A 16,974-nucleotide genomic window follows, 5' to 3' on the forward strand; every position below is an offset into this window, starting at 1 on the left:
GGCGCTGCTTAATTCATTTCCAAAAGCTGGTTAAGCTCGCTCAGATTAGGCGTAATGATAATTTCCGTTCTACGGTTTTTCGCCTTGCCTTCGGGGGTATCATTTGAGGCCACCGGAACATATTCGCTTCTTCCGGCTGCCGTAATATTGGCCTTATTCACACCATCATTGGCTACCAGTATTTTCACAATGCTAGTGGCCCGCATTACACTTAAATCCCAATTATCCTTTACTGCCGTGCGACCATTAAAGGCATCGGCATCGGTATGACCTTCTACCATTACTTGTAAATCCGGATTTTCGGCTAATACAACGGCTAGCTCCTCCAGGGCCTTGCGACCTTCAGCTTCCACAGTCCAACTGGCGGACGGGAACAACAAACGGTTTTCCAAAGACACATATACTTTACCATCGCGCTCTTCTACAGTTAAGCCCTTGCCGTCGAAATTACGCAGGGCATCGCGCAAACGCTGACGCACCATTTCCACAGTACTGTCCTTCCGAGCCATGGCCGCCTCTAGTTCACTGATACGCGCTTCACGCACCTGAATTTCTTGCCCGAGCTTCTGCAGGTTAGCATCCAGTTTTTGCAAACGATCGTTCTCCAAACGCAGAGAATCTTCCTTGGCAGACAATTCAGCTTGCAGCTTATTCAGCTTATCAACCAGCTTTTTATTCTCCGCCTGATTAGAGGCCAAAAGCTCATTATTGTTCTCTAACAGATACTCGTAAGAACGATTTAAATCCTGATATCGATTATTAAGATTTTCAAGCTCCTGCTTGGTTTCAGCACTTTTCTTACGCAAAGTTGCCAACTCAGACTCGAGATTCTTGATTCGCGATTGAGCCACTTCTTCTGCTGCCTGTGCTTCATCACGCCCTTTGCGAAGGGTAGAGTTTTCCGCTTCCAGGTCAGCAAATTTGGCTTGTAGATCTTTATAAACCTTGCTACTTACGCAAGATGAGGCCATAAAGGCCAGAATAGCAAATAGGGCAAGCTTCTTCATACAAACATTTGCCTCAAAATTAAGGCTCTGCCTATTGCCCCACAGCCGTACTATCAGATTTTAACAACGGCTCTTTGTTGATAGCTTGCTTAATACGGTAACGCCATTCTAATTCCAATTCCCAATTGGCTCGAATCTCCAATTCCTCTTTATAAACTACCCGTTTTTCAGCTTGCCTTCTCTTATAAAAATCACCAGTGGTATAAGCCCCATTCTCATCCTCATCGATTATTAAGTAGGCCTTTAATTTCCGGGGAAAGGTGTTCTTAAGTACCACAGTAGTCGAATCTCGAAAAGCTCGTTCCAAGAAAATACGATCGCTTTCTTCCAATATTTGTAAGATCATGGCTTTCGCCGAATCTGCCACCACCTTAAAAGTCAAAGTGCCTAAATCCTCGCCTTTCAGAACGTCTACTTTAAAATCCACAGAATCTTCCAAACTAAGCTTCTCGCTGTAAAATGCTCCAGGTTTAAATCTCATGGTAAAGGACCGCGGATGAGGCGGAGGCAAATACCATACAAAAGGATCTGTACTATCTGGCACCAAACTCACATTAACAGTATCCTTTTCACTAATCTTAAAAATCGAATCCTTATTCCACCCTTGCAGCACTAAGCTTGTTCGCAAGGGCAGGCTATCACCGGGCCGCAATTGTTTGATTGCAGTGTTAATCGTCAATTCGGGCGCCTTCATCTCACGCAACCGCATTGTAAAAATCGAATCCACAATTAAGCTGTCGTAATTCAGTTTAAACTGCAAGCTATCTGCGCTGAAGGAAAAGTAATAATTAAGGGTATCCTTGTCTTTGCTCCACAAAAAGAATGAAGAATCTGCTGCTCTTCCCAAAGGCTCTACCTTAAAATCAGAAGCATCTTTATTAAAGGCAAACTGAATCTTACCGGAGTTTTTCTGTTTGGCATTTAGAAAGCGAAAATCGGGTTCCGGTTCAAAAAGCACCAGATCGTAGAGGTACAGGCTATCAGGCCTGAGGCGAATCGTATCGGAATGAAAAGCTAAAGGAGCATCTCGGCGTATCAATTTAAAGGTACCGCCCTTCTCCTCGAAGGCCACCATTAAATAATCACCTTCGCCCAAATAGGACATACCAAAGGAACCCGTTTCATCGGTAAAGGTGTAATAGTCCGGGCGTTCCTTCAATAAAAATGAATCCCGGTCGGCCCCCTTTTTCACATCATAAAGACCTACCAGATAATTGGCCAAAGGCTCATTGGTATAAGCCTTTCGTAAAGTTCCGGAGAGATGAAGACTATCTATATAACTGCCAGTAGAGAATACATATTTAAACTTTGTGTTCTCATTGCCTTCATTAAGATCCGCCAAACTTTTGCCAAAAGAGATGATATAGGTGGTATTGGCCCGCAAACTATCTTTTAGCAGAATCTCCACCTTTTTTCCCCGTGAAATAATTTCCAGATCTTCTTTAAGCAGGGGGTTGATATTAATATTCTGTTGGGGACTTTTTAAATTAAGATACTCATCAAATTCAAGAATGATTTTATCCGACTTAAAGAAGAGGGTCTGATTGGGAGGAAAGGCTGTATCCAGGCGAGGGGCCAGTGTATCTTTCGCACCGCCACTGGGACTCGACTTACTGGCGCAGGAACTGATACTGATTTCGAAAAAAGCAAAAACTGCAATGATTAGCAGTAGAGAAGTTAGAGTTCGAATATTCGAATTGTTTCGCATTACTTAGTATAGAAGTTCCTGACTAATCGGCAATTAATATTTGTACTTTTGAATTTGCACTAACACTAACCCTTTTTTATGGCTCTGCAAAGATTACTCTTTTTGGGCGTTTTACTGACTATGGCCTTTTCTGGAAACGGCCAGTGTCCGCCCCAAAGTTTGCCTTTTACCGAAAATTTTAATTCCAGCCTGGGATGTTTCACCGTTACGGATGGTGGAAGCACCACAGATACCTGGGTCCAGGCGGGGCCTGGCGGCGGTAGTACTGGTGGCGACCTTGATGGAACCGGACTGGTAATTGTTGACAGCGATGATGCTGGCAGCGGCAATACCCTTGATGAAACCTTAAGCTCACCCTATATCGATGCTTCAAATTTGGTAGGTACCCTTTACCTCGAATTTGATCATTTCTTCCGCTCTTTAAACACGAATGACAGTGGCTGGGTAGAAGTTTGGGACAGCACCCAATGGATAAGCGTGTATAGCACCGCTACTACCATTGGTGCTTTTAACAACCCTGATCATCAACAGATCGACATTAGCGCTTACGCACACGACAGTTTACAAGTTCGTTTTCGCTATGTAGATAATGGAAGCTGGGCCTGGTGGTGGGTCATCGACAATTTTAAAGTGGAATCGGTTCTATGTCCGGCGCCCAACATCCAATCGGTGAGTGCACTAAATGACAGCACCTTTACGATCGACCTTTTAAGCTTAGAAGATACTCTCGCTTTCGAATGGGGTCCGGTAGGTTTTAGTCAAGGTACCGGCTGTATTGGCACCAAAGCCACCAACGGAAACCTCAATATTAACCTCAGCAATTCCGATGCCGGTAGCTGTTTCAATCAATTAACCGCTGGTCAATGCTATGATGTATACATTGCAGGATCTTGCCCCGGCGGGGGCTACTCAGGCTATATTGGCCCCTTTACATTCTGTACGCCTTGCGCCACTGTTTCTCTGCCTTTTACGGAAAGCTTCGATCAAGGACTGGGTTGTTTCAATGTTGTAGACGGAGGAACCAGTACCGATACCTGGAGACCTGCTCCTGCCGGTGGCGGCTCTACCGGTGGTGACTTAGACGGAACCCCGCATGTGGAAGTAGATAGTGATGATGCCGGATCAGGGGAAACCCTCGACGAACTTTTGATTAGCCCCATTATAGACGCTAGTGCTATCAGCGGCAGCTTAATCCTGGAGTTTGATCAATACTACAATAATATTGGCTCCGATTCTGCTGCGGTTGAAGTATACGATGGCACTACCTGGCATCTGGTATACAGCGAACACAGTGATAAAGGAGCTTTCGGAAACCCCGATCATCAATACATCGATATCTCAACTTATGCCAATGCCAATTTGCAGGTTCGCTTTGTTTATCGCGACAATGGCTCCTGGGCCTGGTGGTGGATCATTGATAACTTCTCAGTTCGCGATGTACTTTGCACCCCTTCCAGTGGATTCAATGCAGGCTATGTGGGTAGCGACAGTGTAAACCTAAACTGGAATTTAGGAACCTCCCATGGCTACATCATCGAATGGGGTATTAGTGGCTTCAATCCAGGAAGTGGAACTCAAACTTCCAGCACCACTGCTAACAGCATGGGTATACCTAACCTTAGTCTGAACACTACCTACGACTTTTACCTTTTAGACAGCTGCTCTGGAGCCATTACGGATACTTTAGGTCCGATTACTGTTTCAACCGCTTGTGCTACCCAAAGCATTCCTTTTAGTGAAAACTTCGATCTCGGTCAGGGTTGTTTCACTATTATCGATGGAGGATCAACTGCAGACACTTGGGTAGCTGCTCCAGCTGGCGGTTTAACCAGCGGAGGTGACCTTGATGGCACCCCAATGATGGAAGCGGATAGTGATGCAGCCGGTAGCGGTGGCGTTACCATGTTCGAAACCCTTACTTCGCCAATCTTAGATGCCACGTCCTATATGAGTGCCGGTGCCTTAACCCTAAGCTTCGATCAATACTACCGTCACTTAGGTTCAGGCTCAGCCTCCGTAGAGGTATACGATGGCAGCACCTGGAATCAAGTAGCCAACTTCACCTCAACTTTAGGGGCCTTTAGCGCACCAGATTCGCAGAGTATCGACATTACTGCCTATGCCAACCCTAATCTACAAGTACGCTTCATTTATGATGACGGTGGTTCTTGGGCTTGGTACTGGTTGGTAGATAACTTTAAAGTAGAAGGCCAGCCATGTGGTGCGGTTTCCGCTGCCGATTCCATCAGTGTAGGTACCAATAACATTAATTTCAACTGGGTTTCCGCCAATGGCAGCCTTTGGAATATAAACTGGGGACCTGCAGGTTTCCGTCAAGGAACTACCGTAAGTGGCAATTACATCGCTGGAGTAAATACAAACAGCTACAACCTTAATGGATTACAATCCGGTACTTGCTATGATATCTACATTCAAGATACTTGCGCCGGTGTAGGTAGCGGTTCATGGTTTGGCCCCCTAAGCGTTTGCACTGATATCAGTTGTTTCCCGCCCAGCAATATTGCCATTAGCAATATTAATACAAACAGCGCATCTGTTTCTTGGGTTGGATTTGCCGGATCTTACGAATACTCGGTGGTTACGAGCGCAAGTGCAAATCCGGCCAACGGAACTATTGGCAGCACCAGCGGTCTGAATGCCAGTTTAAGCGGACTTAATTCTGCAAGTGCTTATTGTTTATTCGTTCGAGGCATTTGTGCGCCTGGTGATACCAGTGCTTGGGCAGGACCCGTATGTTTCACTACTGCTTGCCAAAGCTTTACGGCTCCTTACCTCGAAGATTTCGAAGGGCCTACCAGTGCATGCTGGAGCAATGTGCAAATAAGTGGTACTAAGAATTGGTCCATCGGATCAGGCTCTAGTGGCGGAAGCATTACCTCAGCCTATGGCGGAATGTTTAATGCCGTATTCACCAGCAGTAGCGGTGGACCCCATGTTACGCAATACCTTTCACCCATTATTGATGCCAGTGCTTTAAGCGCCACCGAACTTAGCTTTTGGTATGGTCAGGAATCCTGGGCCGGAGATCAAAACACACTTACGGTTTATTATCGTACCAGCCCAAGTGGAGCATGGACTCAAGTATGGCAGGATGCAAATAGCGTTTCCAGTTGGACCCAAGCCGTAATAGCCATTCCATCCAACTCCAGCACCCTGCAATTTGCCTTTGAAGGCTCGGATGATTGGGGTCGTGCCAATGTTTTAGATGACATTCGGGTAGATATACCTGGAGGATCTAATATTTGCCCTCAAGTGACTAATGTGAGCAGTGCAAACCCAAGTTGCGGAAGCATCGACTTAAGCTGGACCTCATCTTCAGGCGGTTCGATTATTGAATACGGCCCCACCGGGTTTAGCCCCGGTAATGGATCTTTCACTGGGGTAGTTACCTCGCCTTATACCTTAAATAATCTAAGTGCCAACACTTCTTATGATGTGTATATCGCTGATACTTGCGGGGTACTGGATACCGGTGCCTTTAACGGGCCAACTACTGTTAGCACCAACAATTCGGGCTCAGCCAATGCCAGTTTTGTTTACAATCACAGCACGACAAACATTATGAGCTACAATTTTGACGCTTCAGCTTCAAGCGGAAACATTCAAAATTATGTTTGGGACTTTGGTGACGGCTATGTAGGCAACGGAGTTACCGTAAACCACACCTATACCAGCGCTGGAGTGTATACCGTAGAATTGATATTAGTAAGCTCCTGCGGTAATGATACCCTTACGCAAACCATTGCAGATGTAAGTACATCCGAATGGAAAGCCAGCGATTTGAAGCTGTATCCTAATCCGGCTAAAGATCAAATTAAACTGGAATTACCCAAGAGCGGAAAAGTAGAAGTTGCCTTGCGAGATGCCAGCGGTCGTACCGTTCGCCGCTGGACCCTTGAGGTGGAAGCCCAGGAAGCCCAAGAATTAAACCTTGATGGATTAAGCAAGGGCGTTTACCTAATTGACATTAATCAAAGCGAGCTTCATTACCAAGAGCGTTTGCTCCTTAAATAATCTACAAAAGACCAACCACCATAGCCACCCCCTCGGGGGTGGTTTTTTATTTTAGGCATGCGCTAAGGTTAGAACCGAAAATCGACTTTCGGGAGCTTGAGCCAAGACCTGCAAGCAAGCTTCTAAAGTGGCTCCAGTGGTTATTACATCATCCACCAAAAGAATATGCAAACCCGCCAGTTTTGCGGGATCCTTTAATTGAAAAACGGAGTTCACCTGTTGCCAGCGATTAAAACGCCTTTCCTTGGTTTGAGAATTTCGATAACGCACGCGTCTCAGCTGATCCAAGACCAATGGCTTGCTCAGTTCAGCACTCAAACCTTCGGCAATGGCCTGAGCTTGATTATACCCTCTTTTCCTTTGCTTCCGCGGATGAAGCGGCACCGGAACTATTACATCAGGGGAAGCTAACAAAGGACTGTCCCGCCATTCTCTGGCAAGCTGACCCCCTAAAAAATAAGCGAGCTTCTCCTGATCTCGATACTTAAAGGCATGCATAAGCTTTTGCACCTTACCCGCCTTTTGGAAGTGCAACCAGGCACCAGCATAGCGTAAGGGAAACCTTCCGATAAACCGTCGAAAGACCGGGTTATCCTGATACTTCTCAAAATCCGTGCGCGGTAAGTCGGCTTTGCAGGCCAGACAAATATGTCTTTCGGGGCGAAAGAGCTTTTGCTCACAGGCCAAACAAGAAGGCGGAAAAATTAAATCCACAAAATCCCGGAGATAAACAAATGGCTTCATGTTTTTACCGCCAAATACCAACCTTTAAAATGGAAAGCGGCAGAACAAACATTTAGAAACGTCTAAAGAAATGCCTTTACTTGCAAATTACCGGTATGAATAGCAAAAGCCTCTCGGCTAAAGCGACCTGAATAATTAAGGCTTAGAACGATATTCTTGAGGAAAGTACGCTGTAAGGTAAGGCTTATGGCCAGGTTATCACCGGGCTTAAAAGCTTGCAGCATTTCAAAAGCAGCAGGGCTATTTACATCTCCTTCGAAATTATTACGGATATAAGCCACCTCCCCTTGCATGGCAATTTCACTGGCCAAATTATAATTAAGGTTGAGGCTAAATTCCTGAGCCGCTAAGCTATTTGCATCGGCCCCTGAACTTTCCTCTTCCCTTAATTCATAGGCTCCGGTTAAAGTAAGTTTCTGCCCTTCTTGATAACTTAAGCTTAGGGTATTGGCCAGAGCTTGTAAATCAAAATTTCGACTGGCGAAATTGCCGGACCGATTACGCTTATCCTCTAAATTCCCTTGATATCGGAGCACAAAGGCTTGATCAAATGCATAACGCAAACCCAGTCTATGCGCATTCAAAACGCGCTCCTCAATTCCAAAGCTGAGCAAATTGCGATTGCTACTACGATTAAAATTATAGTCGGCGCCAAAACCTAAAGCACTGCGATTAAAAAAGAGACTTTGACGAAAGGCATTGTTCTCAGAAACCAGCAATGTATCTTCCCTTAACTTACGGAAGGGATTTAGCTCATTTATTCCCTCTTCCAAAAGGGTTTTACGTTCCAATTGATAGGAGCTGATTAAAGAAAACTTGCGCATCCAGGAGCGATAACCTTCTTGAGCCGATTGCCAGGTGCGTGGCGCCTGAATATTAAAGCTCTGTCCAAATTTCACGATACTGGTTCGGAAAAACTCTAAGTTAGGACTGAAGACTCTTACAAAAGTGGCCAGATCCGGACTGGGAGCAATTTCAAATTCGTCCAACTCCCGAATGCCATTGCCATTATAATCTACATGGGTATGGGTTCCGGTACCTGCGGGTACTTCGATATAAGTAAAGCTTCGGCGTGGTTCAGTGCCCGAACCGCTTTCATAAAAGCTTTGACTGCGCAAGGCTCCCTTTAAAAATCCCTGCTGATAGTCGAGGCGACTGGTTAAACTTCGATGTAATGCTTGCTCTTCGGGTTGCAGAATTTGCAGGTTTCGATAATAGGTCGATAGGGAAAGTCGACCATTGCTCGGACTGCGCCAGTGCCCTTTACCGAAAAAGGTATAAGCATAGGTAAAAGGTTGCAAGTCTTTAACCCGCACCGAATCATCAAAACGCTGTAAAAAGCCAAACTCCAAAAAGCTGCGATTGGTATCGCCAAAACCTTGAAATACTTGATACTCTAAAAACGAATATGAGGCAGCACTTAGGCTATCGGTGCTTATTTCCTTTCGGTTCCATTCACCAATGGATTTAATGCCCAGCCACGATTCCTTTAGCCAGTAATAGCGACTGCGAATTTGTTCCCTTAGAAACTGTTCCTTTAGCTGTGGACTTTGGGTTTGAGTAAGGCTTATTTTAAAATCACTAATCCAGGAGGAATCACGATAAGCTCCATCAACACTTTGACGAAAACCTTCTTTCAATGGGCTATTTAAAAATTGAAATTGGGCACCAAAATTCAAGGAATCGCGATAATACCGAAAAGCCAAGGCCCCATTTTGCAAAGCTCCTTGATAGTTCAGGGGAAGGTTCCAATCGCGGGCGAATTCTACCGCATATATGCGCTCTACAGTGCTAAAACCAGGATTATTGAATTGATACGCCGCCTTAAGCTCTGCTTTCCCCTTTTTAAATTTAGGGCGAAAGGCATATTCGAGCTTTCCGGCCAAACCATCATCATTAGAGCGATCGCGATCCGAAAAGAGATTTAAACGATTATTACTGGCTGCCATTTCCAAATTCAAGCTCTGGTTTTTTCCCCTGCCAAATTGCCCCTGACTTTGCCAATTCAAAACTTGCAATCGGTTAGGCGCTACCAGGGTTCGTACGGGAGCATAGGATCCCTGCGACTGACCATTCTGGGGTTCGACCCATTGGAAAACCCTACCATTGGCATTACTGGAAACCAATTTGTAATCTCCCTTTCCAGCGCCTACAAAGGCAAAGCTGGCATTAAACAAAGCTTGACTGCTATCGGTTGAAAAGACTAAAACAGAGTCATAGGCCAGGCTATCAATTAAACGGTATTGCACCAAGCCAGGATCATAAGAAGCGGCCCGAATCGTTGACGCAAAAGCTCTTTCCAAATCATCGCCAACCGCAGCTAAAATGGCTTTTTCTTCATTGCTAAGATCCGTACCCAGCGCCTGATCCTTGCTATCCTGCTCCGTATAATATTGTACACGATTCTGCCAATTTTGAGACTGATAACTGGACTCCCCATAAAGTACCGAACGCAAGTAATTTTGCTCGGTGTATTGGAACTCTACCACAATCCGCTTATCGCGGGTGATGGGTTGCAAAGCAGTAAAGGTGATTTCCCCGGCATTGTAATCGATTACATAATCGTATTGCTGACCGCGCTTAAGCAATATGCCATCAATATAAACTCTTTCCGAGCCCGAAACGATGATGATAAACTGTTCGCCATTAGCCCCTTGTAATTTATAGGGCCCTTGATTGCCTTCCTGACCTTGAAAACGGTTACGGGCAAATCGGCCCCGAGCCAAACCTCCCTCAGCTTGCAATTTGAGGTTCTTTTCAGCACCAGCCGAAATAGCCGTTAATAAGCCTCCACCCGAAACCCGTTTTTCGAAATTTAGATAGGTACTGGGAGCCGGTTTAATATTGTAATCCCCCGCCCGAAGCAGGCCAAAATCCGGGTTTTCCAATTCGAGGTATACCCGATCAAAATCTCGCAATTGCTGAGTATAGCCCTCGGCCTGCACTGGCACCGTATTGTCACTAATACTAGCTCGAATCTGGGTCTGATTTCCCAGGTCGCCACTTAGCTGAAGGTTTAGAGCAGAGTTTAATACCGCATCTTGATTAGAGCCCACCGAGATACTTCTACTCAAGCTACCTTGTGAATTTAAAGCACGAAAAGGACTAAAGTTTTGAGCGCTTGGCAAGACCGAAAGCTCTTCTTCCTTCAACTGAAAACCTGCTCGTTCCGGTGGTAAAATCAAATTGCTATCACGCAGACTAAAATAAAGAGGCAATTGCAGGTCTATTTGCTGATATCGCAAACGCAAGGAATCCCTTAGTGGTGGATCAAAAAGCAAGTATGATGGTTGACCTGCCTTAAAACGATACTTAGGGAAAACAGGCTCTCCGGCCGAATCGTAAAAAGCAAAACTTTCCGACACCAGCACCGCATTCCCCAGAGCCACAGAGTCGCCAGGGCCAATATTCAATTCTTGCCATTGCCCTCGTAGGGCCAGGCCCGAGAACATGCATAGGAAGAAGGGCAGAAATTTGACTAGGGCTCGGATAAAGCGTTTATTTTGCAAGGACTAACGGCAAATTTGCACATTTACGCGTTCATGAAGATTTTTTCTTACAACCTAAACGGCATTCGCGCAGCTATGCGCAAGGGATTAGTAGAATGGCTAAAAGAAGCCAATCCAGATGTATTGCTAATTCAGGAGACCAAGGCTCAGCCCGAGCAAATAGAGCAAGAAGACTTTGAAGCTTTAGGCTACCATTCTTACTGGCATAGTGCTGAGAAAAAAGGTTACAGCGGAGTGGGCATCTTAAGTAAGATTAAACCCGATCATATTGAAGTAGGCTGTGGTATTGATTATATCGACCAAGAAGGACGAGTTTTAAGAGCGGATTTCGGCGACCTCAGCATTATGAGCGTTTATGTACCCAGCGGCAGCAGCGGTGATGCTCGTCAGGATTTGAAAATGAAATTCCTGGGCGATTTTCAGCAATACATTCGAGGACTACTCAAAGAAAGACCGCAGCTTATCATCGGGGGTGATTTCAATATTTGTCATACTGAAATCGATATCCACAATCCCAAAAGCAATAAAGACACCTCTGGCTTCTTACCCGAAGAACGCGCCTGGCTTAGTGAATTTTTGGAAGAAGGCTTAATTGATAGTTTCCGACAGTTTCATGAGGGCGAAATGGATCGTTATTCCTGGTGGTCCTACCGCGCTAATGCACGCGCTAACAACAAAGGATGGCGTATCGATTACCAAATGGCCGGAGAGGCGCTTAAAGAGCGTTTAAGCGGGGCTGAAATTTGGCCTGACGCTATGCATAGTGATCACTGCCCGGTAAGCGTTGAGCTCAATTAAAGAATAGAAAATTGATCGCGATCTTTTAAGAATCCGAATTTGGAACGGATTCTTTGCAATTGGGAGTAGTAGAGTTCTACCACCTCAACCGTTTCTACATGGGCTTGCGTTTCGGAAAGTACGGCTCCTAAGGGATCATGTACCGCCGAATTTCCCGAATGGTAAACGCCATTGCCATCTTCACCAATGCGATTTAGCCCCGCCAGATAGCATTGGTTTTCGATAGCCCGTGCTTTTAATAAAGCTTCCCAGGCTTCAGATCTGCGTTCGGGCCAATTGGCCACAAAAAACTGTAAATCGAAATCTTCTGCATTTCTACACCATACCGGAAAACGAAGGTCGTAACAGATTTGGGGATTGATGCGCCAGCCTTTGTATTCTACGATCAATTTTTTCTGGCCTGGCGTATATACTTTCTCCTCACCTGCCAGGCTAAAAAGATGGCGCTTGTCATAGCTTTGATAACTCCCATCGGGAAACACGAAATAGAGTCGATTAAAGTAATCCCCCTGCTCTTTAATCATCAAAGATCCGCTAATCGCACAATTCTTGGAGCGCGCTTGTTTTTGCATCCAAAGCAAGCTCTCACCAGCGACATCTTCCGCAATATTTTGAGGGTTCATACTAAAGCCCGTACTGAACATTTCTGGGAGAAGAATTAAATCCGGGGCATCTGCCTCTTCAATAAGCACCTCGAAATGAGCACGGTTAGCCGCAGGATCTTCCCAATGTAAACTACTTTGAATTAAGGCCAGTCGGAATAATTCGCTTACTTCCACGTTGTAATTTTAGAGGACTGTGCGCAAAGCTACAGTTTTCGATAAACTGTGCTCTCAATCGATAAGGGGCTTTGGAGAGCCCATTTTTTTGCGTACTTTTGACTGGAAGAGCACACGAAGTTTTTTCATTTTTATGTTTTAGTTTTCGTTGAAAGCCGTTTACCTGTGGTAAACGGCTTTTTTTTGTTAAAAGATTATGAAATGTTAAAAAAAGTTGTAAGTTAGACACAACTTAACAGGGTTCTTCATTTTATAGGGAAATAGGGTTAGTAATCTACAGATTCCAAACACTGTTAAGGTATATGAAGCGGGAGTTGCAGAGTCTCCCGCTTTTTTTGTGCCCATAAGTTTAGTCCTCAAGACTTTAGCCATACCAGCATTTCTAGTGGAGCATTCTTGATCTTAATGCCTCCATGAATTTTCACTCATTTTAACATTTCCAAACAGGCAACCCGAGTTATTAGCGACGTCTAAAATTCAGCAGGACAAAATTTGAGCTATGGAAATCAAAGACCTGCCATTTTTCATCGGGTTTGGCTCCGGTATTGGTTATTACAGATGCTACGATAAACGCCACGCGGCAACTCCACTACCGGAGCGAATCCGATAAAAACCATTCGCTTAGCTTTTTTCCTCCGCCAGCCTAATTCTCCTGATAGCTTTTAGTTAAGCCCAATCCTTTTTCCTAAGAAAAAAACAATCAGCAAAGCCAGATTGAACCTTGCCTAAACTAATGATCAATAGTATTTTCGCCGCGTTATTTAAAATTAGTCTAATTAAGAAAAACAATGCGGCTCTTCTCTTTTCACCTCATTAGCCTTTGCCTGATCAGCCTCTCGCTTAGCGGTCAAAAAGCCCTCCTAAACGGATATCTTAACGACAGCAACAATAAGTTACCCATTAGCAATGCAGCTATCTACTTAGAACCTGGCAATCGCCAAACCATTAGTGATGCCCGCGGAAAATTTGAATTTAAAGATCTGGAACCCGGGGATTACAAACTAAGAATCAAGCATGTTAGCTACCAGGAGCATAGCCAAATAGTATCCTTAGTTTCCGGCAAGTCGGATATATTCATCAATCTAGAGTTCAAGAATGAACTTATGGCCGAAGCGGTAGTAAATGGAAGCAGCCTAACCGGTGGCGAAAAAGGAATTCGTCAATTAAGTGGTTCCGCTCATTACCTGGGTTTAAAAGCTTTGGAAACCTACGAATACAATGATGCCCTTCGTCTTTTGCGTCGCATACCCGGGGTTTACCTGCAAGAAGAAGATGGTTTTGGCCTTCGCCCCAATATCGGAATGCGAGGCACCGGTGTGGAGCGCAGTTCTAAAATCACTTTGATGGAAGACGGTATTCTTGCCGCTCCAGCTCCTTACAGCGCCCCTTCTGCTTACTATTTCCCTACAAGCGGTAGAATGGAAGGAGTAGAAGTGCGCAAAGGAAGTTCTCAAATTGAATATGGCCCCTATACCACCGGGGGAGCTTTGAACTTTATCTCAACCCAAATTCCGGATGAGTTCAGAGCTAAATTAGATGTATTGGCAGGTAGCTTCGGACAACGACGCTTACACGCTTATGCTGGTGAATCTTTTACTCATTTTGGTTTTGTAGTAGAAACTTACCAGGCTTCGGCTGATGGTTTTAAGGAACTGGATTTTGGAGGACCAACTGGCTTTGATCTTGCAGACTACCAGGCAAAATTCCGCATTAACACTGCCAAAGATGCGCGCATCTATCAGGCTTTGGAATTAAAATTGGCCCAAAGCATTAACAACAGCGATGAGACCTATCTAGGATTAAGTCAGGATGATTTCGCCACCACTCCCTACCGTCGCTATGCCGCTTCCGGCCTGGACCGCATGGAGACTGACCAAAAACAATACAAATTAAGCTATACCCTAAAGCCCAATCGCAATATCAATATTGTGACTACCGCTTATCGCAATGAGTTCAGTCGAAACTGGTATAAATTAGATAAGGTATTATCGAATGGTGAAAACGTGAGCATTGCGAATCTCTTAGCGAATCCAGCTGCTTATGCCGATGCTTACCAAACTTTAATTGGCGCAGGTGATGATACCCTTTATTTAAAAAACAACAACCGCTCTTATTACGCACAGGGCTTGCAAAGCAAGGTGATTTACAATTGGAAGAATCAGCAAATTAAGGCCGGCCTACGCTATCACGAGGATGGCATGGATCGCTTTCAGTGGAATAATACCTTTAGTCTGGATCAAGGGAACTTCACCCTTATTAATGCAGGTACTCCAGGTACAGAAAGCAATCGTATTGAAGATGCCCGTGCCTGGGCCGCTTTTGCTGAATACCGATTAACCTGGAACAAATGGACCTTTAATCCGGGTTTGCGCTATGAAAACATCAACCTGGCTCGTCATGATTATGGAAAATCTGATGTAGACCGTACCGGGGTAAATTTGAATGAGCGTGAAAATCAGGTAGAAGTGTTTATTCCTGGCCTGGGGATCCGTTACGACTTGAGTACTAAAAACCAAATCTTTGCGGGTATCCACAAAGGTTTTGCCCCTCCCGGAAGTGTTGCAGGAAGCAAGCCTGAAGCCAGTATAAATACCGAATTAGGCATTCGTTGGGACTTGAATTTTGCCAAGCTCAGTGCCACTGCATTTTACAATGACTACCAAAATCTCCTGGGATCGGATATGGCTGCCACCGGTGGCGTGGGCAATAACCTAATCTACAACGGAGGTGCCGCCAGCGTATATGGACTGGAAGCCGAGCTAAACGGAGAAATTCGTCCGGATGCAAGCAATTGGGCCTTCCCATGGGCATTCGCTTACACTTTCACCCATGCTCAATTCGACAATAGCTTTGAAAGCGATTACGAAGCCTGGGGTACGGTAAACAAAGGCGATGAACTCCCATACCTCGCTGAGCATATACTTAATGCTCAATTAGGTGCCGCCTGGAAACGCCTGGCTTTAAATTCCAGTATTAGCTATCAAAGTGCGATGCGCACTCAAGCGGGTAGCGGTACCATTGCCACGGATCATGAAATTCCCGCCCAATGGATGATTGATCTATCAGGGACCTACCACCTAAACTATCATTTTAGCCTTTTTGCCAGTGTGCGCAATTTAGGTGACGCCGTAAATCTCGTTGCCATGCGTCCAGCAGGATTAAGGCCCACTATGCCACGCTCTTTCCTTTTTGGAATTAAAGCTCGCTGGTAAGATTTTATATACATGTTTGGATTTAAGCCCGGTTGATTCGTTTCGATCGGGCTTTTTTGCTTTTAAGATTTTAGCCCGCACCGCAGAATTCGCTAATTTTCAAGAATGGAAATTTCCAAGAAAAAACCCAATTACCCCATACATCCTGAATTGCGGAGCTACCTGCGCAAATACCGCCGTGAAGCTCCATTGGCAGCTACATATGAGGCACTCTTGCAATTCAGTAATTCGGTTCCGGTTTTAGATCAGGAAGGCAAAGACACCCTTTGGCAAAGTGTGATTTACGATAATTACCTCCAAACCGAGGTGCAAAAGGCCCTGGTCGAAATTTACGCTGCCCTTAAAACCGATGGCGACCAGAGCTTTGTGGGCCAATTGCGCACCGATCGAATCGACCATTGCCTCTTTGGGAACTCCAATCCCTTTCGCATTCGCATTGTAAACACCATCAACGATAACCACGATTACTACTATATCAAGAAGGCCGATGCCTCCCGGATTTATGGCCTGGAACTAGAACACCTCCTCAGTCCGAATCGCATTGGTTATTTGGTAGATGGCGACACTCTGGTAGAAGAGCATATCGCCGGTATTCCCGGAGATGTGTTTTTAGGGCATTATATGGATCGGCCCACCTTTGCCAAAACCCGAATGGCCAAGGAATTTGTAAAGTTTAACGAACGCTGCTTTGCCATGCTTTTGGGCGATATGCGCTCTTATAACTATGTGGTGGATGTAACGCCCGACTTCGATATGGAACAGTATCGGGTGCGGCCCATCGACTTTGATCAATTGACCTACGAAGGCCGAAAAAATCATTATCTGCCTCAATTCTACAAAGAGAATTTTGAGGTGATTCAATTTTGCATGGATATCTTATCCCCGGAAACGGTAGATCAATACCAAACCGAAGAACGTACCCTTATTCGCAAGCGTTATTTTTTAGCCAAGGAACAGCTGGATGAATTACTGGATTCTATGGCGAAAGTACCTTTATCCAAACCCGAGAAAATCGCCTCCCTTTGTGCCGACCTCAATGAATTTCATCGCACGGAAGCTTTCAGTGGACTCAACAGTATGGGCCATGTATTAAAGCTACATCTCAGTAAAATGATTGAGCGTACGGAACATCGGACCTACCTGGGTCGAACCTCCTTTAAGGCTTAATCTCACAATAAATCA

The 16,974-nt window shown here is 45.1% G+C and carries 9 protein-coding genes; 4 read left to right on the forward strand and 5 right to left on the reverse strand.

What is annotated here, in order from left to right; all coding sequences use genetic code 11:
- Window positions 1-8: 8 nt before the first annotated feature.
- On the reverse strand, window positions 9-1,007 hold the full coding sequence (locus ACO05P_RS11010; protein ID WP_421750837.1) for an OmpA family protein: 999 nt from the start codon (window positions 1,005-1,007) through the stop codon (window positions 9-11).
- Between the two features lie 31 nt (window positions 1,008-1,038).
- On the reverse strand, window positions 1,039-2,715 hold the full coding sequence (locus ACO05P_RS11015; RefSeq protein ID WP_421750839.1) for an Ig-like domain-containing protein: 1,677 nt from the start codon (window positions 2,713-2,715) through the stop codon (window positions 1,039-1,041).
- Window positions 2,716-2,793: 78 nt separating this feature from the next.
- On the opposite strand from ACO05P_RS11015, the gene ACO05P_RS11020 reads away from it, so the two are divergent.
- Window positions 2,794-6,750, forward strand: a complete 3,957-nt coding sequence (locus tag ACO05P_RS11020) for a choice-of-anchor J domain-containing protein (protein WP_421750841.1) — start codon at window positions 2,794-2,796, stop codon at window positions 6,748-6,750.
- A gap of 51 nt (window positions 6,751-6,801) precedes the next feature.
- Here ACO05P_RS11020 and ACO05P_RS11025 read toward each other — a convergent pair whose 3' ends face one another.
- Together ACO05P_RS11025 and ACO05P_RS11030 are read right to left on the reverse strand one after the other, a co-directional pair.
- A complete protein-coding gene (locus ACO05P_RS11025) occupies window positions 6,802-7,494 on the reverse strand; it encodes a ComF family protein (RefSeq protein ID WP_421750843.1) in 693 nt (230 codons plus the stop codon).
- 62 nt (window positions 7,495-7,556) lie between these two features.
- On the reverse strand, window positions 7,557-11,003 hold the full coding sequence (locus ACO05P_RS11030) for a hypothetical protein (RefSeq protein WP_421750845.1): 3,447 nt from the start codon (window positions 11,001-11,003) through the stop codon (window positions 7,557-7,559).
- A gap of 33 nt (window positions 11,004-11,036) precedes the next feature.
- Between ACO05P_RS11030 and ACO05P_RS11035 the strand changes: the two genes are divergently transcribed.
- Window positions 11,037-11,801 carry an exodeoxyribonuclease III gene (locus tag ACO05P_RS11035; protein WP_421750847.1) on the forward strand — a complete coding sequence of 255 codons (765 nt, stop codon included), beginning with the start codon at window positions 11,037-11,039 and terminating at the stop codon, window positions 11,799-11,801.
- Here ACO05P_RS11035 and ACO05P_RS11040 read toward each other — a convergent pair.
- Window positions 11,798-12,580 (reverse strand): amidohydrolase, encoded by a 783-nt coding sequence (locus ACO05P_RS11040; protein WP_421750849.1) that lies wholly within the window; start codon window positions 12,578-12,580, stop codon window positions 11,798-11,800. The two genes, ACO05P_RS11035 and ACO05P_RS11040, sit on opposite strands and share 4 nt — an antisense overlap.
- Window positions 12,581-13,368: 788 nt before the next feature.
- Here ACO05P_RS11040 and ACO05P_RS11045 point away from each other — a divergent pair.
- The gene (locus tag ACO05P_RS11045) at window positions 13,369-15,792 is read left to right on the forward strand and encodes a TonB-dependent receptor domain-containing protein (protein WP_421750851.1); all 2,424 of its coding nucleotides are present in this window, start codon (window positions 13,369-13,371) and stop codon (window positions 15,790-15,792) included.
- A gap of 105 nt (window positions 15,793-15,897) precedes the next feature.
- Entirely contained in the window at window positions 15,898-16,959 is a 1,062-nt protein-coding gene (locus ACO05P_RS11050; RefSeq protein ID WP_421750854.1) for a hypothetical protein, read from the forward strand.
- Window positions 16,960-16,974 lie beyond the last annotated feature (15 nt).

Origin of the sequence: Croceimicrobium sp. (assembly GCF_965228705.1) — a bacterium.
Lineage (GTDB): Bacteria > Bacteroidota > Bacteroidia > Flavobacteriales > Schleiferiaceae > Croceimicrobium.